This window comes from Mycobacterium sp. 852013-51886_SCH5428379 (assembly GCF_001665575.1).
Lineage (GTDB): Bacteria > Actinomycetota > Actinomycetes > Mycobacteriales > Mycobacteriaceae > Mycobacterium.
On record NZ_LZSU01000018.1, the window covers coordinates 35848 to 57600 of the forward strand.

General features: G+C 69.3%; 25 protein-coding genes. 5 read left to right on the plus strand and 20 right to left on the minus strand.

Going from position 1 to position 21753, the window contains the following annotated elements:
* Positions 1-44 precede the first annotated feature (44 nt).
* The 3 genes from A5757_RS06740 to grcC1 form a co-directional block, all read right to left on the minus strand.
* Entirely contained in the window at positions 45-563 is a 519-nt protein-coding gene (locus A5757_RS06740; protein WP_066830543.1) for a hypothetical protein, read from the minus strand.
* Positions 564-632: 69 nt separating this feature from the next.
* Entirely contained in the window at positions 633-1508 is an 876-nt protein-coding gene (gene htpX / locus A5757_RS06745) for a zinc metalloprotease HtpX (protein WP_066830546.1), read from the minus strand.
* Between the two features lie 79 nt (positions 1509-1587).
* Positions 1588-2595 (minus strand): nonaprenyl/(2E,6E)-farnesyl/geranylgeranyl diphosphat synthase, encoded by a 1008-nt coding sequence (gene grcC1 / locus A5757_RS06750; protein WP_197497282.1) that lies wholly within the window; start codon positions 2593-2595, stop codon positions 1588-1590.
* Between the two features lie 63 nt (positions 2596-2658).
* On the opposite strand from grcC1, the gene menJ reads away from it, so the two are divergent.
* A complete protein-coding gene (gene menJ / locus A5757_RS06755; RefSeq protein WP_066830552.1) occupies positions 2659-3873 on the plus strand; it encodes a menaquinone reductase in 1215 nt (404 codons plus the stop codon).
* Here menJ and A5757_RS06760 read toward each other — a convergent pair.
* Entirely contained in the window at positions 3866-4084 is a 219-nt protein-coding gene (locus A5757_RS06760) for a hypothetical protein (protein ID WP_066830555.1), read from the minus strand. The genes menJ and A5757_RS06760 overlap by 8 nt on opposite strands.
* 20 nt (positions 4085-4104) lie before the next feature.
* Between A5757_RS06760 and A5757_RS06765 the strand changes: the two genes are divergently transcribed.
* Positions 4105-4548, plus strand: a complete 444-nt coding sequence (locus A5757_RS06765) for a hypothetical protein (protein WP_066830559.1) — start codon at positions 4105-4107, stop codon at positions 4546-4548.
* Here A5757_RS06765 and A5757_RS06770 read toward each other — a convergent pair.
* A complete protein-coding gene (locus A5757_RS06770; RefSeq protein ID WP_066830562.1) occupies positions 4538-5224 on the minus strand; it encodes a demethylmenaquinone methyltransferase in 687 nt (228 codons plus the stop codon). The genes A5757_RS06765 and A5757_RS06770 overlap by 11 nt on opposite strands.
* Before the next feature lie 70 nt (positions 5225-5294).
* Between A5757_RS06770 and A5757_RS06775 the strand changes: the two genes are divergently transcribed.
* Positions 5295-6119 (plus strand): SDR family oxidoreductase, encoded by an 825-nt coding sequence (locus A5757_RS06775; RefSeq protein WP_066830854.1) that lies wholly within the window; start codon positions 5295-5297, stop codon positions 6117-6119.
* A gap of 34 nt (positions 6120-6153) precedes the next feature.
* Here A5757_RS06775 and A5757_RS06780 read toward each other — a convergent pair whose 3' ends face one another.
* Positions 6154-7302, minus strand: a complete 1149-nt coding sequence (locus A5757_RS06780; protein ID WP_066830564.1) for a glycosyltransferase family 1 protein — start codon at positions 7300-7302, stop codon at positions 6154-6156.
* A gap of 85 nt (positions 7303-7387) precedes the next feature.
* On the opposite strand from A5757_RS06780, the gene A5757_RS06785 reads away from it, so the two are divergent.
* Positions 7388-8050 (plus strand): thioredoxin domain-containing protein, encoded by a 663-nt coding sequence (locus A5757_RS06785; RefSeq protein WP_066830567.1) that lies wholly within the window; start codon positions 7388-7390, stop codon positions 8048-8050.
* Between the two features lie 7 nt (positions 8051-8057).
* On the opposite strand, the gene A5757_RS06790 is transcribed toward A5757_RS06785, so the two are convergent.
* The 8 genes from A5757_RS06790 to A5757_RS06825 form a co-directional block, all read right to left on the minus strand.
* The gene (locus tag A5757_RS06790; protein ID WP_066830570.1) at positions 8058-9224 is read right to left on the minus strand and encodes a zinc-dependent alcohol dehydrogenase; all 1167 of its coding nucleotides are present in this window, start codon (positions 9222-9224) and stop codon (positions 8058-8060) included.
* A gap of 12 nt (positions 9225-9236) precedes the next feature.
* Complete coding sequence (locus A5757_RS06795) at positions 9237-9770, minus strand: hypothetical protein (RefSeq protein ID WP_066830573.1); 534 nt, start codon at positions 9768-9770, stop codon at positions 9237-9239.
* A 54-nt stretch (positions 9771-9824) separates the two neighbouring features.
* Entirely contained in the window at positions 9825-10346 is a 522-nt protein-coding gene (locus tag A5757_RS06800; RefSeq protein ID WP_066830576.1) for a DUF3592 domain-containing protein, read from the minus strand.
* Positions 10343-11992, minus strand: coding sequence for a 2-succinyl-5-enolpyruvyl-6-hydroxy-3-cyclohexene-1-carboxylic-acid synthase (menD, locus tag A5757_RS06805; protein ID WP_066830579.1), 1650 nt, complete (start codon positions 11990-11992; stop codon positions 10343-10345). Before menD ends, A5757_RS06800 begins: the two co-directional genes overlap by 4 nt.
* A 2-nt stretch (positions 11993-11994) precedes the next feature.
* Positions 11995-12777 carry an alpha/beta fold hydrolase gene (locus A5757_RS06810; protein WP_066830582.1) on the minus strand — a complete coding sequence of 261 codons (783 nt, stop codon included), beginning with the start codon at positions 12775-12777 and terminating at the stop codon, positions 11995-11997.
* Positions 12778-12847: 70 nt separating this feature from the next.
* Positions 12848-13345, minus strand: a complete 498-nt coding sequence (locus A5757_RS06815; RefSeq protein ID WP_066830584.1) for a nitroreductase/quinone reductase family protein — start codon at positions 13343-13345, stop codon at positions 12848-12850.
* A gap of 10 nt (positions 13346-13355) precedes the next feature.
* A complete protein-coding gene (locus A5757_RS06820) occupies positions 13356-14105 on the minus strand; it encodes a DJ-1/PfpI family protein (protein ID WP_066830586.1) in 750 nt (249 codons plus the stop codon).
* Between the two features lie 15 nt (positions 14106-14120).
* Complete coding sequence (locus A5757_RS06825; protein ID WP_066830589.1) at positions 14121-15089, minus strand: GlxA family transcriptional regulator; 969 nt, start codon at positions 15087-15089, stop codon at positions 14121-14123.
* A 141-nt stretch (positions 15090-15230) separates the two neighbouring features.
* On the opposite strand from A5757_RS06825, the gene A5757_RS06830 reads away from it, so the two are divergent.
* Positions 15231-15464, plus strand: coding sequence for a hypothetical protein (locus tag A5757_RS06830; RefSeq protein ID WP_066830592.1), 234 nt, complete (start codon positions 15231-15233; stop codon positions 15462-15464).
* Between the two features lie 31 nt (positions 15465-15495).
* On the opposite strand, the gene A5757_RS06835 is transcribed toward A5757_RS06830, so the two are convergent.
* Genes A5757_RS06835 through A5757_RS06860 form a run of 6 tightly spaced genes read right to left on the minus strand, consistent with a single transcriptional unit; the run spans position 15496 to position 21743 of the window.
* Entirely contained in the window at positions 15496-16470 is a 975-nt protein-coding gene (locus A5757_RS06835; RefSeq protein ID WP_082929353.1) for an o-succinylbenzoate synthase, read from the minus strand.
* The gene (locus A5757_RS06840; protein ID WP_066830598.1) at positions 16454-18046 is read right to left on the minus strand and encodes a long-chain-fatty-acid--CoA ligase; all 1593 of its coding nucleotides are present in this window, start codon (positions 18044-18046) and stop codon (positions 16454-16456) included. Before A5757_RS06840 ends, A5757_RS06835 begins: the two co-directional genes overlap by 17 nt.
* A gap of 42 nt (positions 18047-18088) precedes the next feature.
* A complete protein-coding gene (locus A5757_RS06845) occupies positions 18089-19705 on the minus strand; it encodes an amidohydrolase (protein ID WP_066830601.1) in 1617 nt (538 codons plus the stop codon).
* 16 nt (positions 19706-19721) lie between these two features.
* Entirely contained in the window at positions 19722-20315 is a 594-nt protein-coding gene (locus A5757_RS06850) for a hypothetical protein (protein ID WP_066830602.1), read from the minus strand.
* Between the two features lie 2 nt (positions 20316-20317).
* Entirely contained in the window at positions 20318-21100 is a 783-nt protein-coding gene (locus tag A5757_RS06855; RefSeq protein WP_066830606.1) for a mannan-binding family protein, read from the minus strand.
* Between the two features lie 13 nt (positions 21101-21113).
* Positions 21114-21743, minus strand: coding sequence for a DUF3329 domain-containing protein (locus A5757_RS06860; protein WP_369815918.1), 630 nt, complete (start codon positions 21741-21743; stop codon positions 21114-21116).
* Between the last annotated feature and the right edge of the window lie 10 nt (positions 21744-21753).

Below are 21753 nucleotides of genomic sequence, written 5' to 3' on the forward strand. Positions count from 1 at the left end.
GCTCGATGGCGGCCACCGAGCCGCGCTGGCTGATGCGAGACAGCCTAACCGCGATTGACGAGCGGATTGGTGACGCCGACCGTATAGCTTCCTGCCGGGCTGACGACGAATCCGGCACCCGTCTGCGCGTCCGTGCACGTTGTGGCCACCCCGTCCGTGCCACAGCTCAGCGTGCGGTAGCTCAGCCGGGTGTTGGGCGGCAGCGGTTTGGTTTCGCCGGCCATCGCGAACACAGGTCCGCCCGTGGTGCTGAAGCCGGGCAGACCGCCGATCGAGCCGCTGATCAGATTCGCACCAGCCGGTGCGGCGGGAATGGGCCCGTTGCAGCCGTACATGCCGCTGCGCTGGATCACGCAGGTCAGGCCGTCGGGGGCGCTGAACGCGTACCAGGTGCCGTCCATGACGGCGAAGTCCTGGGGGTTCACCGGGGCGAACGCGTTGACATTCGGAAGCGGTGGCGGCGGTGGCGGTGGCGGTGCAGGTTGTGCAGCCGCGACCCCCGGCACACCAACAACGGCCGCCCCCACGGCTCCCACCACGCCGATCAGAATTCTGCTCAGCACGCAGTCACCCTAACGCGAGGTGCCGGGGCGCACCACAGCTGACGTCCGGCACTGGTCAAAAGCGCCGGCTCAGTAGCGGCCCGGCCCACGCCCGGCCATCTGCTCGAGGCGGCGGATGCGGTCCTCGATCGGCGGATGCGTCGAGAACATCTTGCCGATCTTCTCGCCGGAGCGGAACGGGCTGGCGATCATGAGGTGGGCCTGATCGGCCAGCTGCGGCTGCGGGGGCAGCGGCGCCGCCTCCACCCCACCGGCGATCTTGCGCAACGCCGAGGCCAGCGCGAGCGGGTCGCCGGTCAGCTCGGCGCCGGACTGGTCGGCCTGGTACTCCCGCGACCGCGACACCGCCAGCCGCACCACCGTGGCCGCGATCGGCCCCAGCAGCGAAACGAGCAGCAGCATAAACGGATTCGTACCTTCGCGGTTGCCGCCGAACATCCCGGCGAACAACGCGATGTTGGCCAGCGCCGTGATCACCGACGCCATCGCGCCGGCCACACACGAGATGAGGATGTCTCGGTTGTAAACGTGGGAAAGCTCGTGGCCCAGCACGGCGCGCAGCTCCCGCTCGTTGAGGATCTGCAGGATCCCCGTCGTGCAGCAGACTGCCGAATTCCGCGGATTGCGGCCGGTCGCGAAGGCGTTCGGGTTTGCGGTGTCCGAGATGTAGAGCCGCGGCATCGGCTGGTGTGCGGCGTTGGCGAGCTCGCGGACGATGCGGTACATCACCGGCGCCTGCAATTCGCTGACCGGTTGGGCGTGCATCGCACGCAGCGCCATCTTGTCGCTGTTGAAGTACACGTAGGCGTTCATGCCGATGGCGAACAGCACCGCCAGCGCCATGATCGACCGACCGAACAACGAGCCGACGAAGACGATCAACGCCGACATGCCCACCAGCAACAGGAACGTCTTGAACCTGTTGGCGTGCGGATTCCATGTCATCGAATCTGTCTCCTAAGAGTCGTGAGAACTGATCCTCGCTGACTGAACGCTGCACACGGCGGTTCGGGTTCCGCGCGCCTCAGCCGTGCCGGGTGATGGTGTAGTCCACCAACGACGCCAGCGCGTGTCGTCCCGGCCCATCCGGCAGCTGCGCGAGCTCGTCGCGGGCCTGCTGCGCGTAGCGCGTCACGGTCGCCTTGGCCTGCTCCATGCCTGGTGAACGGCGTAACAGACCGAGCGCCTCGGCCAGGTCGTCGTCGTTGTCAACGGGTTGGGCGAGCAGTTCGCGGAGCCGATCGGCGTCCGGCCCGGTCTCGCGCAGAGCGTAAAGCACCGGCAGCGTGTGAACACCCTCACGCAGATCCGTCCCGGGCAACTTGCCCGATTCGTCGGGGTCGCTGTCGATGTCGATGATGTCGTCGGAGATCTGGAAGGCGGTTCCGACGATGCCGCCGAGCCGCGCCAGCCGTTCGATCTGGTCCTCCCCCGCGCCGGAGAACGTCGCCCCGAAGCGGCCCGACGCGGCGATCAGGCAGGCCGTCTTCTCGTAGACGACTTTGAGGTAGTGCTCGACCTCGTCGGCGCCCTCGACCAATCCGCGGGTCTCCCGCATCTGGCCGGTGACCAGCTGGGCGAAGGTGTCGGCGATGATCCGCACCGCGTCCGGTCCGAGCCGCGACACCAGCCGCGAGGCGGTCGCGAAGAGATAATCCCCGGCCAGGATCGCGATGTTGTTGCTCCAGCGGGCGTTGGCGCTGGCCGCACCGCGGCGCATCTGCGCCTCATCCATGACGTCGTCGTGGTAGAGCGTGGCCAGGTGCACCAGCTCGATGACCGCGCCCGCGACCGTCACCTGCCAGGCGTCGGGGTCCGGGCCCAACCGGGCGGAGAGCACGGTGAACAACGGGCGGAACCGCTTGCCTCCGGCCTGGAAGAGGTGCTGAACGGCCTCGGCCATGAGCTCGTCGGCCCGGCCGAGTTCCTCGGACATCAGCTCTTCGATTCGGGCCACTCCGTCGCGAACCTCGGCCGCGAAGGCCGGATCGCCGAAGTCGACGCCTGCCACCACGGTCGCTGGTGTCCTCACCCTGCCAACATACTGGGAACCATGAACGCAGCGGCGGGCAGGAGCGAGGCGACCCAGGGTCGGATGGGCGCGGATGTGGTTGTCATCGGCGCCGGACCTGCGGGTTCGGCGGCCGCTGCGTGGGCTGCCCGCGCCGGGCGTGACGTCCTGGTGATCGATTCGGCGCAGTTTCCCCGTGACAAGGCCTGCGGTGACGGGTTGACGCCGCGGGCGGTGGCCGAGCTGGAACGCCTCGGGCTCGGACCGTGGCTGGACACCCGCATCCGCCACCGCGGGCTGCGGATGTCGGGGTTCGGTTCGGACGTGGAGGTCGAGTGGCCGGGGCCGTCGTTCCCGTCGACCGGAAGTGCGGTGCCCCGCACGGAACTGGACGACCGGATCCGCGCGGTGGCCGCCGACGACGGCGCGAAGATGCTGCTCGGCGCGAAGGCGGTGGGGGTGCAGCACGGCGCGTCCGGGCGGGTCACCGAGGTGCAGCTGGACTCGGGGGGTTCCGTGCGGGTCGGCACGCTGATCGTCGCCGACGGCGCCCGCTCGACGCTGGGCCGGGCGCTGGGCCGCGAGTGGCACCAGCAGACGGTCTACGGCGTGGCGGTGCGCGCCTACATCGCCACGCCGCGCAGCGACGAACCGTGGATCACCTCGCATCTGGAGCTGCGTTCCCCCGACCAGCAGGTGCTGCCCGGATACGGCTGGATCTTCCCGCTGGGCAACGGCGAGGTGAACATCGGCGTCGGGGCGCTGGCCACCGACAAGCGCCCGGCCGACGCCGCACTCCGGCCGCTGCTGTCGTATTACACGAGCCTGCGGCGCGAGGAGTGGGGCTTCGCCGGGGAACCGCGGGCGCCGCTGTCGGCGCTGCTGCCGATGGGGGGCGCCGTTTCCGGTGTCGCAGGACCGAACTGGATGTTGATCGGCGACGCGGCCGCCTGCGTGAACCCGCTCAATGGCGAAGGGATCGACTACGGGCTGGAAAGCGGGCGTCTGGCCGCCGAGCTGATCGGCACCGCGGATCTGACCACCGCCTGGCCCGCCGTGCTGCAGGAGCACTATGCGCACGGATTCTCCGTCGCCCGCCGACTGGCACTGCTGCTGACCCTGCCCCGGTTCCTGCCGCTGACCGGGCCGCTGGCGATGCGCTCCACGGCGCTGATGCGGATCGCGGTGCGGGTGATGGGCAACCTGGTGACCGACGAGGACGCCGACTGGATCGCCCGGATCTGGCGGGCCGGCGGCCTGGCGTCGCGGGGGCTGGACAGCCGGCCGCCGTTCAGTTGATCTCCTCCCTGCTCTCGTCCTTCGAACCCGCATCGGTGAGCGCCAGCGCGATGAGGACATCGGCAGCGGTGATGAACAGGCCGAACCAATACGCCCACTTCATCGTCGGATCGGGGTGGGTGGCGAAGAACAGGATGAGAAAGATCGGGCCGACGCAGCCGAAGACGAGCATCATCGCCTGAATGCGCACATACCGCCAGAACGTCTCCACCTGCAGGATTATCTCTGACCATGAGTGACATGGTGGCGGTCTACCGCGCTCCGATGCGATCGCGGGACGACGACGTCGATGTCGCGGCGACCATCGCGCGGGCGCGGGCGCGTTCGGTGTGCGGCTTCGGCGAACGCGGGGTGGCCCCGGAGAAGCTCGACGGCCGCATCGGGCGGTTCGCCGCGGCGCCCGACGGGTCGTTCGTCTGGACCCGCGACCCCGACGGCCTGTTCTGGCTGGGCCGCCTGGACGGGAGCTACCGTCGCGACACCTCAACGGCCGCAACCGAAGTCGACCTCGTCCACGTGCGGCCGTGCCGCTGGCTGGGCGAACCGCTGCTGGAACCACAGGTGCCGCCGGCGGTGTTGGCGACTTATCGGCGCGGTGGGCGCAACTTCCAGCAGACCCACGACCCGGAGGTCGGCGCGCAGAGCCTGCGGCTGTGGGAGGCCGCTAAGGCTTGACGGCAGAGTGCAGCGCGACGATGCCGCCCGTCAGGTTGCGCCACCGCACCTGCGACCAGCCCGCGGCGGCGATCTGCCGGGCCAGTTCGGGCTGGTCGGGCCAGGCCCGAATGGATTCGGCGAGGTAGACGTACGCGTCAGGATTCGACGCCACCGCCCGCGCCATCCGGGGCAGCGCCTGCATCAGGTACTCCTTGTACAGCGTCGCGAAGGCGCCGTTGGTGGGAGTCGCGAACTCGCACACCACAAGTCGGCCGCCCGGACGCGTCACCCGGGCCATCTCGCGGAGGCCGGCAGCGTGGTCGACCACGTTGCGCAACCCGAAGCTGATCGTCACCGCGTCGAACGACTCGTCGGCGAACGGCAGTTTCGTGGCGTCACCGGCGACCTTCGGCAGGTCCCGGCGGCGGCCTGCGGCGAGCATGCCGACCGAGAAGTCCGCGGCCACGCACCAGGCGCCCGACGCGGCGAGTTCGGCCGTCGACACCGCGGTTCCGGCCGCCAGGTCGAGCACCCTGTCCCCCGGCCCGATGCCGAGCGCGGCTCGCGTCTGGCGGCGCCAGAAGCGGTCCTGGCCCAGAGAGAGCACGGTGTTGGTCAGGTCGTACCGCCGCGCTACCGCATCGAACATCGATGCGACCTCGTGCGGATCCTTGTCCAGCGTCGCGCGACTCATGGCGCCGACGCTACCTGTGAATCCCTTGTCGACGGGAATCAGAGCGCGGGTGTGGGTATTGCATCCAGACATGAGTGAAAAAACGTGGTTCATCACCGGAACGTCTCGCGGCTTCGGACGCGAATGGACGATCGCGGCCCTCGAGCGCGGCGACCGCGTCGCGGCCACAGCCCGCGACGCCTCGACCCTCGATGACCTGAAATCGAGGTACGGCGACGCGCTGCTACCCATCGAATTGAACGTGGACGACCGCGAAGCCGACTTCGCCGCGGTCGCCCGGGCGCACGACCATTTCGGCCGGCTCGACATCGTGGTCAACAACGCCGGTTACGGGCAGTTCGGCTTCATCGAGGAGCTCACCGAACAGGAAGCCCGCGCCCAGATCGAGACGAACGTGTTCGGCGCGCTGTGGATCACCCAGGCGGCGCTGCCGTATCTGCGGGCGCAGCGCAGCGGTCACATTCTGCAGGTGTCGTCGATCGGCGGCATCACCGCGTTCCAGAACGTCGGCATCTACAACGCGTCGAAGTGGGCGCTGGAGGGGTTCTCGCAGGCGCTGGCGCAGGAGGTGGCGTCGTTCGGCATCCACGTCACCCTCATCGAGCCCGGCGGCTTCGACACCGACTGGGGCGGCTCGTCCGCCAAACGCGCGACCCCGCTGCCCGACTACGAGGAAGCACACGCCGAGGCGGAGCGGGCGCGCAGCCAGCGCACGGCAAAGTCGGGCGATCCCAAGGCGTCCGGGGCAGCGGTCCTCAAGATCGTCGACGCGCAGGATCCGCCGCTGCGGGTGTTCTTCGGTGAACTGCCGCTGCAGTTGGCCAGGGCGGACTACGAGAACCGGCTGAAGACGTGGGAGCAGTGGCAACCGGTCGCTGTGGAGGCGCAGGGCTAGCGACCTCTGTCCCGCGAGAGTGAAGCCAGGGCTGTCACGGTGCCGGCTTCACGACCGGGAATGCTGTTTCGCGGGGAAGGCCGAGGACTGCGTAGTAGTGGTCGAGGAGTTCGTCGCAGATCGCCGGCCACGTGCGGCCCAGCACGCTGCGGCGCGCGGCGAGCGCGTAGCGGGGCCGTTCGGCGATCAGGTGGTCGACGGCCGCGGACAGTCTCGCCTCGAATTCGTCGACGTCGAGCAGCAGGCCGGTGCGGTACGGCGCCACCAGATCGCGCGGCCCGCCGGCGTTCGGCGCGATCACCGGCAGGCCCGAGGCCATCGCCTCCTGCACGGCCTGACAGAACGTCTCGTGTTCGCCGGGGTGGACGAAGACGTCCATGCTCGCGTAGGCGGCCGCCAGGTCGGCGCCGAACAGCGCACCGGTGAAAACCGCTGTCGGCATGCGGGATTCGAGCTTCGCCCGGTCGACGCCGTCGCCCACGACGACCACCTGCAGATCGTCGCGCGCACTCAGCGCGGCCAACCGTTCGACGTGTTTCTCGGGTGCGAGCCGGCCGACGAAGCCGACGACCGGTCTGCCGTCGGGCGACCACTGCCGGCGCAGCCCGTCGTCGCGCGCCGACGGGGCGAAACCGGTGATGTCCACCCCGCGCGCCCACTTGTGCACCCGCGGAACGCCATGCGCCTGGAGATCTTCGATCGCCGACGTCGACGGCGCCAACGTGCGGTCGGCCTTGCTGTGCAGCCGTCGCGTCCACATCCAGGACGCGCGGGACAGCGCGCCGACACCATAGCTCTGGGCGAAGCCGGCCACATCGGTCTGGAACACCGCCACCGTCGGCACCCCGAGGCGGCGGGCCGCGTGAACGCCGCCCCAGCCGAGCAGCGCCGGCGAGGCCAGATGCACGACGTCGGGATCGAATCCGCGCAGCACGGTCACCAGCCGCGGCAGCGGCACGCCCAGCGGCAGCGAGGTGACCTTCGGGAACATCCGCGACGGCACGCGATGCACCCGCACCCCATGGTGCACGCGTTCGGCGCGCGGTTCACCGCGCGGACTGTCCGGGGCGATGACCAGGACCTCGTGACCGGTCGAGCGCAGATGCTCGATCACCCGGAGCACCGAGTTGGTGACGCCGTTGACATTGGGGAGGAAGGATTCTGCGACGATCGCCACACGCACGCCGCGAGCGTGACAGCGCTACCTGACGAGCAGGTTGCCCGCCGGAATACGCGACACGAAGAGCAGGGGCGGTACCGTTTCCCGTGTGCGGATCTGGATCGTGTTGCTCGCCGCGGTCGTCCTGCTGATCGGCGGCTGTACCCGTCAGGTCACGGGCACCGCGCGGCCGGATCCGAACCAGCCCGGCACCTCGATCACCCAGGACGGTTACGGCATCCTCATCGGCGATCCGAACGCGCCGGCGCAGATCGAGGTCTTCACCGAACCCCAGTGTCCGCACTGCGCCGATCTGCAGGCCGACTTCGGCCGCGAGATCGCCGGCTACGTCAGCCTCGGACAGCTGGGGGTCACCTACCGTCCGGTGACGTTCCTCGACCGGTTCGGGGACCACTCGGCGCGGGTGAGCAACGCGATGTTCGTCGCCGCGGAGGCGCAGCCGCGCGGGGTGTCGTTCCAGGGGTTCGTCGAGGAGCTGTGGGCCCACCAGCAGCCCGGCGGCAGCGGTCCCACCGACGCCGAGCTGGCCGAGATGGCGCGCGAGAGCGGGATTCCGGCCGCGGGCATCGAGGCCATCGCCGCGGGGAAGCGCGCGGTGGACCCGCGGAAGATGAACGACCTCAACATCGAGTACCTCAGCAGCCTCGACTACCTCACGATCGGCACCCCCAAGGTGTACGACCTGAACAACGACGAGGTGCTCGACATCTACGACGACGACTGGCTGGCGAAGCTGATCTCGACGGTCTAGGGGCGGGTCAAGGGCGTAGCGCCACCCGGATGCAGTTGTCCTGCTTGTTCTTGAATATGTCGTAGGCGCGGACCCCGTCCTCGAGCGGCAGATCGTGGGTGATGAGTCTGGCCGGGTCGAGGTCACCCTGTTCGACGTAGTCGAACAACCGCGGCAGATACCGCTGTCCGTGCTGCTGAGCCGATTTGATGGTGAGCGCCTTGTTCGTGACGACGCCCATGGGGAACTTGTCGGTCAGGCCGTAGACGCCGAGCACCGACACCACACCGCCTTTGCGGCACGCCAGGATCGCCTCGCGCAGTGCGCTGGCCCGGTCGGTCTCCAATCGCAGCAGTTGCTTGGCCCGGTCGTAGGCCTGTTGCAGACCGGTGCTGTGGCCCTCCATGCCGACGGCGTCGATGCAGGCGTCGGGTCCGCGGCCCCCGGTCATCTCGCGCAGCGTCTCGTGCACGCTGTCCGCGGCGCCGTAGTCGATGGTCTCCAGGCCGAAGTCGCGCGCCAGCGCCAGCCGCTCCGGGATGCGGTCGATGACGATGGCCCGGTCGGCACCCAGTAGCAGCGCACTCTTGGCCGCCATCAGGCCCACGCCGCCGGCGCCCCAGACCGCGACGGTGTCGCCGCCGCTGACGTCGCAGAAATCGGCGCCCATGAATCCGGTCGGCACCGCATCGGACAGGAACAGCGCCTGTTCGTCGGTGACGCCGCCGGGGATCTTGAAGCAGTTCGTGTCACCGAACGGGACCCGGATGAACTGGGCGTGTGAGCCGGCGTAGCCGCCGAACGGATGGGTGTAGCCGTAGATGCCGCCCGAGGGGAAGCCCAGCAGCGGCTGCTGCAGTTCTGCGTTGGGGTTGGTCGTGTCGCAGCACGAGTAGAGATCGTGTTCGCAGTACCAGCACCGGTCGCAGCCGATGAACGACGGGACGACGACGCGGTCACCGACCTTGATGTCGCGCACCTCCCGTCCGATATCGATGACCTCGCCCATGAACTCGTGGCCGAAGACGTCGCCCTCCCGCATACCGGGCAGGTAACCGTCGATGAAGTGCAGATCGGATCCACACGTGGTGGTCAGCTTCACCTGCAGGATGACGTCGTGCGGGTTGAGGATCTCGGGGTCGTCGACGGTCTCCACGGACAGGTCGTTGACGCCGTTCCAACACAGTGCGCGCATGAGTGGGTTTCCTTACCGCGCGGACGGCCGCGCGCTCGGGTTGTTGCGGATGGTGGGCACCTCGCCCGTCTGGAGCAGCGCCCGGCAGCGGTAGAGCACCTTGAAGGCCAGCGCACCGGAAAGCAGATCGGGCGCAGGCGTTTTCGTGCGGAGCCCCATTTCGGTGCCCAGACCGTTCGGCGCGGGGCGGTAGCTGACAAGAATCTCGTTGGCGTTGGCGTCGGTGTCGGACCCGGAGCCGGATCCCACGAAGCGCAGCCCGCCGTCCTCGCTGTGCAGCCGGGAATCCCACGTGGTGGACACCGGCCCCGCGTGCAGCGTCCACCGGTAGGCCTCCGGTCCGCTGAGCGTCACCTCACCGAGCTCGCCGAGCACCACCGACATCCGGTCCGGATCGCGCCAGAGCTCCTCGGCCTCGACGACGGTGCACTGGACCGTCAACCATTGGCCGTTGGCCGCCTCCGCTGAGTCCTTGCCGCCGACCGCGTTCGCCACGCCGGTGGCCAGGCTGACGGCCCGGTTCTTGGCCTCGTCCAGAATCGACATGTCTGGGCTCCCTCCGTTGCGCGGGGCGGTACCCGGCGGGAGGGCGGCGAAACGTCAGACCGGTTCGGGTTTCCGGGCCAGCCGCCGCTGGAGGTACCCCAGACCGCCCAGCGCAGACCCGGCGATCAGCCAGCCGACCACCGCGATCGACCCGGCGGGGATGATCGCCAGCGACGCGTCGCGGTTCCGGACGCGCACCAGATCGGGGTTGTTGCGGTCGTATTCGACGTAGATGCGCATCCCCGTCTCGAGTTCCGACGGGTACAGCACCCCCAGCTCGGGCCGGTAGGTGATGCGGTCGGGAGTGACGAACTCGATGGTGGAGCGACGCGGTCCGGCGCTGAGCACCGTGGCTTCGGCGACGCCCATGTGGCGTTCGATCTGCCGGTCGTTGCGCCAGGCGCCGACCACCATCAGCGCCGACTGCAGCGTCACCAGCAGCGCGACGATCACCACCCCGATTCGGACGCGGCGGATGATCCGCTGGACCTTCGTCTCGTCGGCCTCCCAGGACAGATGGGGGACGAGCCCGCGCAGCACCGCTGTCGCGCGGGCCCTCCGGCCGCCTCGCGTCACAGAGCCGCCCTGATCGACGCGTGCAGCGCGCGCAGCGATGAACGGTCGGCCTTCACCTCCAGCACCCGCAGTCCCTCGCTGTCCTCGTCGAGAGCCTCGGCGAGCTGGCCGGCCTCGATCTGCCGGCTCTCGACGTGATAGGCGCGGCACAGCGCGCCGACGTCGACGTCGTGCGGGGTGCCGAACACCCGGGAGGCCACATCGCGGAATCGCGGATCCCCCTGCTCGAGGAGTTCGAAGATGCCGCCGCCGTTGTCGTTGGACACCACGATCGTCAGATTGCGCGGGAGCGGTTCGGTGGGACCGATCAGCAGGCCGGAGCTGTCGTGCACGAACGTCAGATCGCCGAGCAGCGCGACGGTCCGGCCGCCGGTGCGGTCGTGGGCCAGCGCGGCGCCGATCGCCGTGGACACCGTGCCGTCGATGCCGGCGACCCCGCGGTTGGACCGCACCTGGACGCCGCGGGGGCTGAAGCCGACCAGCGCGATGTCCCGGACGGGATTGCTCGCGCCGAGGACAAGTTGGTCGCCGGGGCGCATCGCGTCGGCGACCGCCGCGGCGACGTGCAGTCCGGTGGTCAGCGGATGGGCCGCGAGCTGCCCGCGCACCGCCTCGAACGCATGCTGGTTGGCCGTCGCGCAGCGCGCCAGCCAGGCCGGGTCGGGAGCGCCGCTGGTGACGGCGCGGGTCCCGGTGGCCTGCGAGTTGCCGCTCACGTCGGGCCAGCGGGGCCCGGTGGTCAGCGCGTAGACCGGGACCGACGGGTCGGCCAGCAGCGCCGACACCGTCCGGTGCAGTGTCGGGCGGCCCAGCATGATCACCTGGCGGGGCCGCAGCAGCGGCAGTGCCAGCGGGTGCAGGGGGTTGGCCGCGGGCGGTGCGGTCGGTTCGGCGACGGTGGGCAGGTCCGCGAGCTCGGGCCGGACACCGGCGCCGTGGCCGGCGATCACGACGGTGTCGGGGGTCAGGTCGATGTCGAGCGGCTGGTCGAACGCGACCGGCGGGGTGTAGGTCCACGGCTTACCGTCGGGGCGGCCGGGCGGCACGCTGCCGTCGGCCGGGCCTTCGTCGACCGGCGGCACCAGCGGTTCCCGCAGCGGGATGTCGAACTGGACCGGCCCGGCGTTGGCGCTGCGAAGTCCGTTGGCGGCCACCAGAACTCGGCACGTCGCCGACCGCCACTGCGCGTTGAGGGTGACAAGATCGGCGGCAGCTCCGGTCATTTCGGGAGCCAGCCCGAGGCTGATGTTGGCGCGCACCTGGTTGCCGAAGTACCCCAGCTGTTCGAAGGTCTGGTTGGCGCCCGTGCCGAGCATCTCGTAGGGCCGGTTGGCGCTCAACACGATCAACGGCACCCGCGCGTAGTTGGCCTCCACCACCGCGGGCCCCAGGTTTGCCACGGCGGTGCCCGAGGTCATCGCCACGCACACCGGCGCGCGCTCGGCCACCGCAAGCCCTATGGCCAGGAAACCGGCGGTGCGTTCGTCGATGCGGACGTGCAGCCGCAGCCGGCCGGCACGGTCGGCGTCAGCCAGGGCGAAGGCCAGTGGCGCGTTGCGCGAACCGGGACACAGCACCACGTCGCGCACGCCACCGCGAACGAGTTCGTCGACGACGACACGCGCCTGTGCCGTGGAGGGGTTCATCGCTACAGGATATCGGCGAAGAATTTCAGGGCCGCGGCGTTGACCTCCTGCGGCCGCTCGATGAACCCGAGGTGCCCGGCGTCGGCAATCTCGACATAGCGGCCGTTGGGCAGCGCGTCGGCGACCTCTTTACCCAGATGCGCGGGCAGCAGCACGTCGTCGGCGAAGCCCATCACCAGCGCCGGGGTGCGGATGTTTCCGTAGGCGGGCAGCCGGTTCTCCTTGGGGCCGACCTTCCCCTGGGCCAGCAGACCTGGTGTGTGCTTGGTCGGCCACATGGTGAACATCTCGAGCCAATCGCCGATGGCCCGGTCGTCGTTGATGGTCTTCGGTGAGAAGTTCTCCAGCACACGGATTTTCGCGTCGTAGCGGGCGGGCAGCTCGATACCGGAGGCGACCATCTCACGCTCGGCCTCCCCGAAGAACGTGCGGGCACGGTCGTGGCGGCCGCGGGTGGCCATCAGAACCGCGGCGCGGACCAGTTCCGGGCGGGCCAGCATCAGCTCTTGAGCGATGTAGGAGCCCATCGACACCCCGACGATCCGCATCGGTCCGGCGTCGATCCGCTCGATCAGCGCGGCGGTGTCGGCGAGCATCTGCTCGAGGCCGAAATCCGAGGCGTTCTCGGTGGCGCCGACGCCCCGGTTGTCGAAGGTGATGCACCGGTAGCCGTTGCGCTGGAACTCCGGGACCTGGTGCAGATGCCAGGTGCGGCCGGCGCCCCCGCGGCCGGCGATGAACAGCACGGGGATGCCGCTGCCGCGATCGTCGAAAGCCAGATTCACGGTTCCCGACGCTACTGGAGGGCGGTTCGGGTGTCGTTGGTCCCGCCCAGCGGCACCAACGACACCGCAATCACACCTCGGTGAACGCCAGGATCGGGATGGTGCGGCCCTGGGTGAGCTGTTCGTAGTCGCTGTAGCTGGGGATCCAGTCCTTGGCGATCCGCCACAGCCGGTCGCGTTCGGCGCCGGTGATCTCTTCGCCGACGAACGTGCCCTCGTATCCGCCCGCGGCGATCGTGACCTGCGGGTTCCGCTTGACGTTGTGATACCAGGCGGGGTGGCGGCGGCCGCCGTAGTTGGAGGCGACGACGATGACGCGGCCGTTGTCGGTGAAGTAGGTCAACGGTGTGACCCGCTGTTTGCCCGACCGCGCACCGGTCGAGGTGAGCAGCAGCTCTGGGGTGACCATCGCCGAGGACACCCGGCCGTTGGTCAGTCGGAGCAGCGGCGGGTCGATCTTCGGCACGATGTGACGAACGAGATAGCGGACCGGCCGCGGCCGCAGCAGTCTCGCCCCGACCTTCAGCATCTTCGATCCGGCCGTCGGGTCCACCTCGGGTACGCCCATAGGGCGAATATTAGGCGGGCGTGCTGGTGCGCTTCCGGGCGCGCTTCGCCGGCCGGCAGGCCGCCTTGAGTGCCGTATCCCAGAGCAGCCGCGTCGACGCCCCGAGTTGGCGGTGCGTGAACACGGTGTCCTTGGCCAGGACGGCCATTGCGGTGGCCTTGGTGGCGGCCGACGCCTTGTGCGGGTGACCGGAGTCGAACGGCGGCTGCGGATCGTATTCGATGATCAGCTGGGTCGTTTTCGCGTGCGCCTCCCCGGCGATCTCGCCGGTCAGCCACATCGCCAGGTCGATACCCGCGGACACTCCGGCGGCGGTGACGATCTTGCCCTCGCGCACCACCCGCTCGTCGCCGACCGGGGTCACGCCGAACGTCTTGAGCATCGGCACCATCAACCAGTGCGACGTGGCGCGCAGACCGTCCAGCACCCCGGCCGCCGCGAGGATCAGCGATCCGCTGCAGACCGACGTCGTCCAGGTGGTGGTGGCGTGTGCCGACCGGATCCACGCCAGCAGCGCCTCGTCGCGGGCATGTTCGGTCGTGGTCATGCCGCCGGGCACCAGCAGGATGTCCGGTGCCGGGGTCTCGGCGAACGAGTGGGTGGCGCCGACGACCAGCACCCCGGAATCGGCGGTGACCGGACCGGGCTCGTGCCAGACGAAGCGCACGTCGGCGTCGGGCAGGTTGCGCAGCACCTCGTACGGCCCGATGAAGTCCAGCGCGGTGAAACCGGGATACAGCACGATCGCGAGCTGTGGCATGGATGTCCTCTCGACTCAGGCGAATGTTCTGCGGTACTGATCGGGTGAAACGCCAAGACGGCGAATAAAGCTGCGCCGCAGCGTCTCCGGGGTACCGAAGCCGCACCGGGCGGCGATGGCGCCGACGGTGTCGTCGGATTGCTCGAGTTGACGGCGGGCGGCTTCGATGCGGACCCGCTCGACGTACCCGGCGGGCGGCTCGCCGACCTCTTCGGTGAAGACCCGGGCGAAGTGGCGCGGGCTCATCGCGGCCCGTTCGGCCATGTCGGCGATGCTGTGCGCGCCGCCGGGTTCGGCTTCGACGGCCTCCTGCACGTCGCGGATCGGCGCGCGGCGGGCGCGTGGCGTCCAGACCGGGGCCGCGAACTGGGTCTGACCGCCCGGCCTGCGCAGATACATCACGAGCCAGCGGGCAACGGTCTGCGCGACGTCGGTGCCGTGATCCTCTTCGACGAGCGCCAGCGCGAGGTCGATTCCCGCCGTGACGCCCGCGGCCGTCCAGAGCCGCGGCGAACTGCGCAGGAAGATCGGGTCCGGGTCGACCGTGACGGCCGGATAGCGTTCGGCCAATCGTGTGGCGTACGCCCAGTGGGTGGTGGCCCGGCACCCGTCGAGCAGACCGGCCTCGGCGGCCAGGAATGCGCCGGTGCACACGGTCACGACCCGGCGGGCCTGCGGCGCCGCGGTCCGCAGCCAGCCGATCAGCCGATCGTCGGCAACCGCTGCCGGGGTGCCGAATCCGCCCGGCAGCACGAGCGTGTCGATCTCCTCGACCGCATCGGGCAGCGGCGCGGCGACGAGCGTCAATCCGGTTCCGGTGTCGACGGGTTCACCGTCCGCCGATGCGATCGTCACCGCGTAGCCACGGCCGGTGTGGCTCTGCGCCGACAGCACGCGCGTCGCCCCGGTGAACACCTCGAACGGGCCGACGAGATCGAGTGCCTGCACGCCGGGAAATCCGACGATCAGCACGGCGCGCATCATGGCGTTCAGTCTCGGCCACCGCCACGATGGCGTCTACGCCATGCACCCCACCGATCAGGACATCGTGGCCGCCGACAAGCCTGCGGCAGGCCGGGCGTCGTTGCTAGGTTGAGCCTCGAGCCGACGAACGGGGGGCGTTTGATGCGGTGGTTGCGCCGGGTCCTCGGCTATGAGATCGCGATCGGATCGCTTCTGGAAGCGGCGATCTGGGCGTCGATCCCCTACTTCGTGGCCGGCGGCGTGGTGGTCGGGCTGCGCGCGGAACTCCTCCAGCACATGCAGACCCTGTACGGCACCCGCGATCAACTGCTGTCGTTTGGTGTTCTGGTCGCCGGCTGGCCTGCGCTGTTGTTCGCCGACGTCTGCATGTACTGACCGGGGTCACCACAAAGGCCATGTGTCGGTGTCAACGCATCAACGGCAGGCAGGCCGCGATGCGATCGATCCACCACTGTCTGCGGTCGGGGGGTGCCGCCAGATCGGCCAGCCGCGCCGGGTCGGGCACCACGGCCACCGCCGGGAGGTGCCCGTCGACCGGGAGCGCGGCGTCGGCGACGTCCTCGACGAAGAATCCGCCGGTGCCCAGACCGCACGCATGCTCGAGTCGCGGCAGCGCCGCCGCGGCGAGCAGACCGCGGGAGATGCCCACGGCTGAATCCAGCGCACTCGAGACGACGACGGGGATGTCGATCTGGGCGGTGATGTCCAGCAGCCGGGCGATCCCGCCGAGCGGCGCGACCTTCACCACGGCCACGTCTGCGGCCCGGGCGCGGACCACCTGCAGCGGATCCTCGGCCTTGCGGATGCTCTCGTCGGCAGCGATCGGCACGGCGATGCGTTCCCGCAGCGCGGCGAGCTCGGCGATGGTGGCGCACGGCTGTTCGAGATACTCGAGCGGTCCGTCCGCGGTGAGCGCGGAGGCGGCCGCGACCGCCTCGTCGACCGTCCAGCCGCCGTTCGCGTCGACGCGGACGGTGGACACCGCAGCGCGCACCGCGTTGACCCGGGCGACGTCGTCGGCGAGGGTCTGCCCCGGTTCGGCCACCTTGACCTTCGCGGTGCGGGCGCCGGGAAAACGGCTGAGCACCTCCGGAACCCGGGCGGCCTCGACCGCCGGAACCGTTGCGTTGACGGGGATACGGTCCCGTCGCAGCGCGGGCGTCGCCCCGTAAGACGCTTCCAGCGCTGATGCCAACCACGCCGACGCCTCGGGCGGTTCGTATTCGGGGAACGCACCGAACTCACCCCAACCGGTGGGGCCGTCGATCAGCGCGACCTCCCGGACCGTGATGCCGCGGAACCGCACCCGCATGGGGAGCGAGACGACATGCAGGCGGTCGAGGACGTCCTCGAGCGCAGGGGTTTCAGACGGTGGCGCGATCGCGACCCTCCCAGAACGGTTTGCGCAGTTCCTTCTTCAGGATCTTGCCGGTGGGGTTGCGCGGCAGTTCGTCGATGATGTCGATCGAGCGCGGGCATTTGTAACGGGCCAGGCGCTCGCGGCACCAGTCGATCAGCTCCTCCTCGGAAACCGGGCCGCCCACCGCGCCGTCCACCGCCACGTCCACCGCCACAATGGCTTTCACCGCCTCGCCCCATTTCTCGTCGGGCACCCCGATCACGGCCACCTCGGTCACCGCCTCGTGCTCGGCGAGCACCCGTTCGACCTCGATGGAGTACACGTTCTCGCCGCCGGAGATGATCATGTCCTTGAGCCGGTCCTCGACGAACAGGAAGCCGTCGGCGTCGAGGCGGCCGACGTCGCCGGTGCGGAACCAGCCGTCGGCGGTGATCGACTCGGCCGTCGCCTCCTCCCGGTTGTGATAGCCCTTCATCAACTGCGGTGTGCGGAACCACAGTTCGCCCTGCTCCCCCTCCGGGACGTCCTCGAGGGTGTCGGCGTTGACGATGCGCAACTCCGCCTTCGGGATGAGCTGCCCCGCGCTGACGAGCCGTTCGGGGTGCTCGGCGTCGCGGTGCGCCTCGGGCATCAGGTGGCTGATCACGCCGCACACCTCGGTCAGCCCGTACACCTGGATGAAATCGGTGTCCGGCCACGCCTCGAGGGCCTGGCGCAGTAACGGCAGTGGCATCGGGGAGGCGCCGTAGCAGAACGTCTTCAGTGCGCCGAACAGCTTCACCGCGTCCTCGCCGGCCTCCAGCACCTTGGCGAGCACCGCGGGCACCAGGAACGTCCGGTTGGCGCCCTTGAGGATCGCATCGGCCAGCGCGGCGCCGTCGACCTCGCGGGTCATGACGCTGGGCACCCCATCGTGAATCCCGAACTGTACGTAAGACGATCCGCCGACGTGGAACAGCGGCATGGACACCATGTTCTTGTCACCGTCGTCGAACGCCCAGCCGTCGTGGGCGTTGACGGTGTGCGCGATGAGGTTGGCCTGGGTGAGCTCGACGCCCTTGGGCCGTCCCGTCGTGCCCGAGGAGTACATCAGGATGCACACGTCGTCGCCGCGGACGTCGTCGCGGCGCCCGGTCGGGGTCGCCCCGGCCAGCAGCGCCTCGTATTCGTCGCCGTCCCCTCCGTCGGGGGTCACCTCGATGATGTGCTCGACGTGCTCGAGGCGGTCGCGGATCCGGTCGATCGATTCCCGCAGTCCGCGACCGACGATGAGGACGGTGGCGCCGCTGTCGTTGAGCACGTAGTCGAGTTCGTCGCCGGCGAGCCGAAAGTTGATGACGGCGTTCGCGGCACCGAGTGAGGCGGCGGCCAGCGTGAGTTCGACGCAGGCGGGGTGGTTCTTGTCCAGGAACGCCACCACGTCACCGCGCTGCACCCCGAAGGCGGTCAGCGCTCCGGCGAGCCGACGGACGCGGTCCTCCCACTGGCTCCACGTCCACGATCGGTTCAGGTAGACGATCGCCTCACCGTCGGGTGTGGTCCGCGCCCAGTGCGCGAGGCGGTCGTCGAGAAACTCGGGGTCGGGCAGCTCGGTCATACGCTGAGCCTGCCACGACGCCACCGTTTTCGGGCCCGGTTGTTAACGCCCATTCTCATGGACTCGCCGTCCCGCAAGGTATGTCGCTCGGACGTCGAGGCCGGCGATGTCCTCGGGCGCCACCGTGCGCGGATCCGCCGACAGCACCACCATGTCGGCGTACTTGCCGACCTCGAGTGAACCGATGACATCGTCAGAGTGCAATTGCCATGCGGCGTCGATGGTCTGGGCGCGGATGGCCTGATCGACGGTCAGTCGTTCCTCCGGCGCCAGCACCCGCCCGCTGGGCGCGGTGCGGGTCACCGCCACGCTGATGTTGCGCAGCGGTTCCTCCGGCGTGACCGGCGGATCGTTGTGCAGCGAAATCCGCATTCCGGTGGCAACGGCCGAACCGCACGGCATCCAGCGGCTTCCCCGCTCCGGGCCGAACAGTCCGTCGACGATCACGTCGCCCCAGTAGTGGATGTGGTCGACGAAGATGCTGCAGGTGATGCCGAGGTCGTGCGCGCGCTGCAGCTGGGCCGGGGTGATGGCGCCGACGTGTTCGAGGCGGAGCCGGTGATCGTCACGCGGGTGCTTCGCGAGGATCTGCTCGTAGACGTCGAGGATCGTGTCGACGCCCTTGTCGCCGTGCACATGACAGGCCATTTGCCAGCCCAGGGGGAAGTACGCGCCGACGATCTCTTCGAGTTGTTCGCGGGTGTAGTTGGCGTGTCCGCACGATCCGGGTGTCACCCCGATCGTCCGGGTGGCGGGCGTGTCCAGATACGGGAACGTCAGGTCGATGTTGCCGACCCACGGCGACCCGTCGACCCAGATCTTGATACCGACCTGGCGCACCATGTCGTCGCCGTTGTCGAGCACCTCGGTGGTCGACATCTGCGCGGTGGACATCTCGTAGGTGCGCAACCGCACGGTCACCTCGGAGCGCATCGCGTCCAGCACCGGACGGAACATCGGATCGAACGCCATCTCCGAACACGTGGTGAGACCGGCTCGGTTGAGCCGCGCGCATTCGGCGAGCAGCATCCCCGGAAACCCGGCGGGGTCGACGGCGCCGCCGATCAGGGCGAACACGGCGCCGGTTTCCTCGGCGGTGCCGTCGAGGTTACCGTCGGCGTCGCGACCGTACCTGGCTCCCTTGGGATCCGGTGTGTTGCGGTCGAGGCCGAGCGCGCGGGCCGCCGCGGAGTTGAAGTAGGCCTTGTGGCCCGAGTTGTGGATGATGATCAGGGAAGTGTCGGGTGCCTGGGCGTCCAGCCACGCCAGCGTCGGCTCCGGCAACCCAACCTGCAGCAGGGGGTCCCAGCCGTTGAGGTAGGCGCCGTCGGCACCGCGTTCAGCCACCTCGCCGCGGATGGCGGCCAGCACGTCGTCGGCGTTCGCCATGATGACCGGCCGGATGTCGACGATCCGGTCGGCGAGCACCACCGCCTCCATGAGTGGATGGCCGTGTGCCTCGACGAATCCCGGCATGACACAGCCGTCCCCGACGTCGACCACCTCGGTGCTGTCGCCGATCCACGCCTCGACGTCGGCGCGGTCGCCGACGGCGACGATGCGACCGTCGCGCACGGCCACCGCCCGCGCGTCCGGTGCCGCGGCGTCGACCGTGAGCACCGTGCCGAGCAGGACGAGGTCAGCCGTGTTCGGTTGCATGGCCTGAGTATGCCGGTCAGGCCCCGTTGCACACGCCGGACGCGCGGATCACTCCGCCGTACACGTGCGCGGTCGCGATGTTCGCGTTGATCTGCCCGGCCGGGAGTTCCCGCTTGATCTTGTCGCTGATCTGGGTGAGCTGATACCACAGCCGGTAGATCGAATCCCCGTGGAACAGCGGCGAATACTCGCTCTGGTCTGGATAGTTCACGATGTAGAGGATGTCCGCGCGGGGTGCGAGGAACGCCGCGGACTGGTCGAGGTTGGCGGCGACCATACCGGCCGCCTCCCGTACCCCGGGGGCGGACCAGTCGTCACGCCGGTCGCCGAGGAACCGCTGGAATCCCAGAGCCTGGCTCATCAGCGTGTCGTACTGGGCGTTGATCCACTGACACGATTCCCGCTGCGCGGTGAGCTGTTCGGGCGTCACCCGGTTCTGCCACAGGTTGTAGGGGAAGACCGTGTAGTTGGGCTGCCAGTTCGACGGGTACGGGACGAACACCGGCAGCGACGGGGTGCCGGGTGGCTGATCGGGTTCGGCCTGGGCGGCCGGCGCCGCGAGCATGAGCGTGGCGATCAGTGCCACGACCCACCCCGCGAACCGGATCATGTTCAGGCTCCGCCGAACTCGGGGCGCAGGATCGGAGCCAACGCGGTCAGCGGAATCCGGGCCTGCACCGTTCCGCCGTCCATCGACCACTGCATCACTCCGGGGGTGTAATTCGTCGGGGAGTCGCGCCCCACCGGGTAGTCCGGCATGTACAGCACCAGCTCGCCGGGAGTCAGCGCCCACGCCTTGTATCCGCCCGAGTAGACCTTGTCCGGTGTCCAGCGGTCGGGCACGAACGGGTAGCTGCCCGGATGGTGTTGCGGCATGGCGGCATCGAGGGCCTGCCGGACGTACGGTTCGGCAAGCGGCGGGATCGCGGCGAGCGGATCGACACCCGGCTTCATCAGATCGGCCAGCTGCAGCTGTCGACCGTCGGCGAAGGTGAAGGTGCGGTAGGCGTTGTTGAAGTCGGGTCCGTCGGCGTGATACGTCTCGCGGTACACCAGCGTCGAAGCCGGACCGTGTCGGAAGATCTGATAATTTCCCTCGCCGAAGCTGTCGGCGACCATCTTCCGGCCCACCTCCCGCCAATTGCCGACGAGTGTGGCCAGATAGTCGCGGACGACCGGGCCTGCCACCGGATCGTCGATGAATTCGGCGGGCAGGGCCACCTTGATGTCGCGCACCGCATTGCGCTCGGAGGCCACCGAGATCTGGCAGTACTGCCCGGTCCAGGCGCCGCCGAGCTCGGCGCAGAAACCGTCCGGGGACGCGGCTGCCACCGGCAGCCCGCTCAGCGCACCCGCGGCCAGGACGCAGGCGACGAGGACACCGAGACGGCTCATGGCGTCACGCGCCTCACGGCAACTCGACTTTGCTTGCGCGCCAACGACCGTCGACGTCCTCCATCGTCATCTTGATCCGGCTGCGGTCGATGCGCGGATCGGGCACCGCGGTGTTGGACACCGACTGGTCGACGAACAACAGCACCACCACCTTGTCCTTCGTCGCCGACTGGACGGCCGACTCCACGACGACGCCCCGGGCGGAGGCCTTGTTGTCGATGAGCAGCTGACGCAGTTCGACGCTGGACTGGGAGTACATGTCCTTGAACTCGCCGGTGGCGCCGTCGAGCACCTGATCGAAATTCTCGTCCACCTTCGCCGAGTCGATGCTGGTCAGGATCTGCGCGTAGCCGACGGCCGCCGCCTGGGCGGCGTCCGCGGCCTGCTCGACCTGGCGCTCCTGCCACAGCTGCCAGCCCAGGACGGCCGCGGTCCCCAGGCTCCCGACGATCAGCACCACCGCCGCGACCATCAGCGCACGGCGTCGCCGCGGCTGTACGGCCGCTTCGGATTTCGTGTCGGCGACATCGGTGTCGTCGCCGCTCGTGTCGGTATCGGTCGAGTCGGTGTCGGTGGTGTCGACGTCGGCATCCGCTTCTGGGCCGGGCTCGGGCTTCTCGTCGGTGAGGTCCTTGTCGGTCATGGCGGTCAAT

Bases quoted from the DNA above. Each gene is read 5' to 3' on its own strand.
- htpX (WP_066830546.1), bottom strand. From the start codon at position 1,508: ATGACATGGAATCCGCACGCCAACAGGTTCAAGACGTTCCTGTTGCTG.
- menJ (WP_066830552.1), top strand. From the start codon at position 2,659: ATGGGCGCGGATGTGGTTGTCATCGGCGCCGGACCTGCGGGTTCGGCG.
- A5757_RS06765 (WP_066830559.1), top strand. From the start codon at position 4,105: ATGAGTGACATGGTGGCGGTCTACCGCGCTCCGATGCGATCGCGGGAC.
- A5757_RS06770 (WP_066830562.1), bottom strand. From the start codon at position 5,224: ATGAGTCGCGCGACGCTGGACAAGGATCCGCACGAGGTCGCATCGATG.
- A5757_RS06775 (WP_066830854.1), top strand. From the start codon at position 5,295: ATGAGTGAAAAAACGTGGTTCATCACCGGAACGTCTCGCGGCTTCGGA.
- A5757_RS06790 (WP_066830570.1), bottom strand. From the start codon at position 9,224: ATGCGCGCACTGTGTTGGAACGGCGTCAACGACCTGTCCGTGGAGACC.
- A5757_RS06795 (WP_066830573.1), bottom strand. From the start codon at position 9,770: ATGTCGATTCTGGACGAGGCCAAGAACCGGGCCGTCAGCCTGGCCACC.
- menD (WP_066830579.1), bottom strand. From the start codon at position 11,992: ATGAACCCCTCCACGGCACAGGCGCGTGTCGTCGTCGACGAACTCGTT.
- A5757_RS06815 (WP_066830584.1), bottom strand. From the start codon at position 13,345: ATGGGCGTACCCGAGGTGGACCCGACGGCCGGATCGAAGATGCTGAAG.
- A5757_RS06820 (WP_066830586.1), bottom strand. From the start codon at position 14,105: ATGCCACAGCTCGCGATCGTGCTGTATCCCGGTTTCACCGCGCTGGAC.
- A5757_RS06825 (WP_066830589.1), bottom strand. From the start codon at position 15,089: ATGATGCGCGCCGTGCTGATCGTCGGATTTCCCGGCGTGCAGGCACTC.
- A5757_RS06830 (WP_066830592.1), top strand. From the start codon at position 15,231: ATGCGGTGGTTGCGCCGGGTCCTCGGCTATGAGATCGCGATCGGATCG.
- A5757_RS06840 (WP_066830598.1), bottom strand. From the start codon at position 18,046: ATGACCGAGCTGCCCGACCCCGAGTTTCTCGACGACCGCCTCGCGCAC.
- A5757_RS06845 (WP_066830601.1), bottom strand. From the start codon at position 19,705: ATGCAACCGAACACGGCTGACCTCGTCCTGCTCGGCACGGTGCTCACG.
- A5757_RS06850 (WP_066830602.1), bottom strand. From the start codon at position 20,315: ATGATCCGGTTCGCGGGGTGGGTCGTGGCACTGATCGCCACGCTCATG.
- A5757_RS06855 (WP_066830606.1), bottom strand. From the start codon at position 21,100: ATGAGCCGTCTCGGTGTCCTCGTCGCCTGCGTCCTGGCCGCGGGTGCG.
- A5757_RS06860 (WP_369815918.1), bottom strand. From the start codon at position 21,743: ATGACCGACAAGGACCTCACCGACGAGAAGCCCGAGCCCGGCCCAGAA.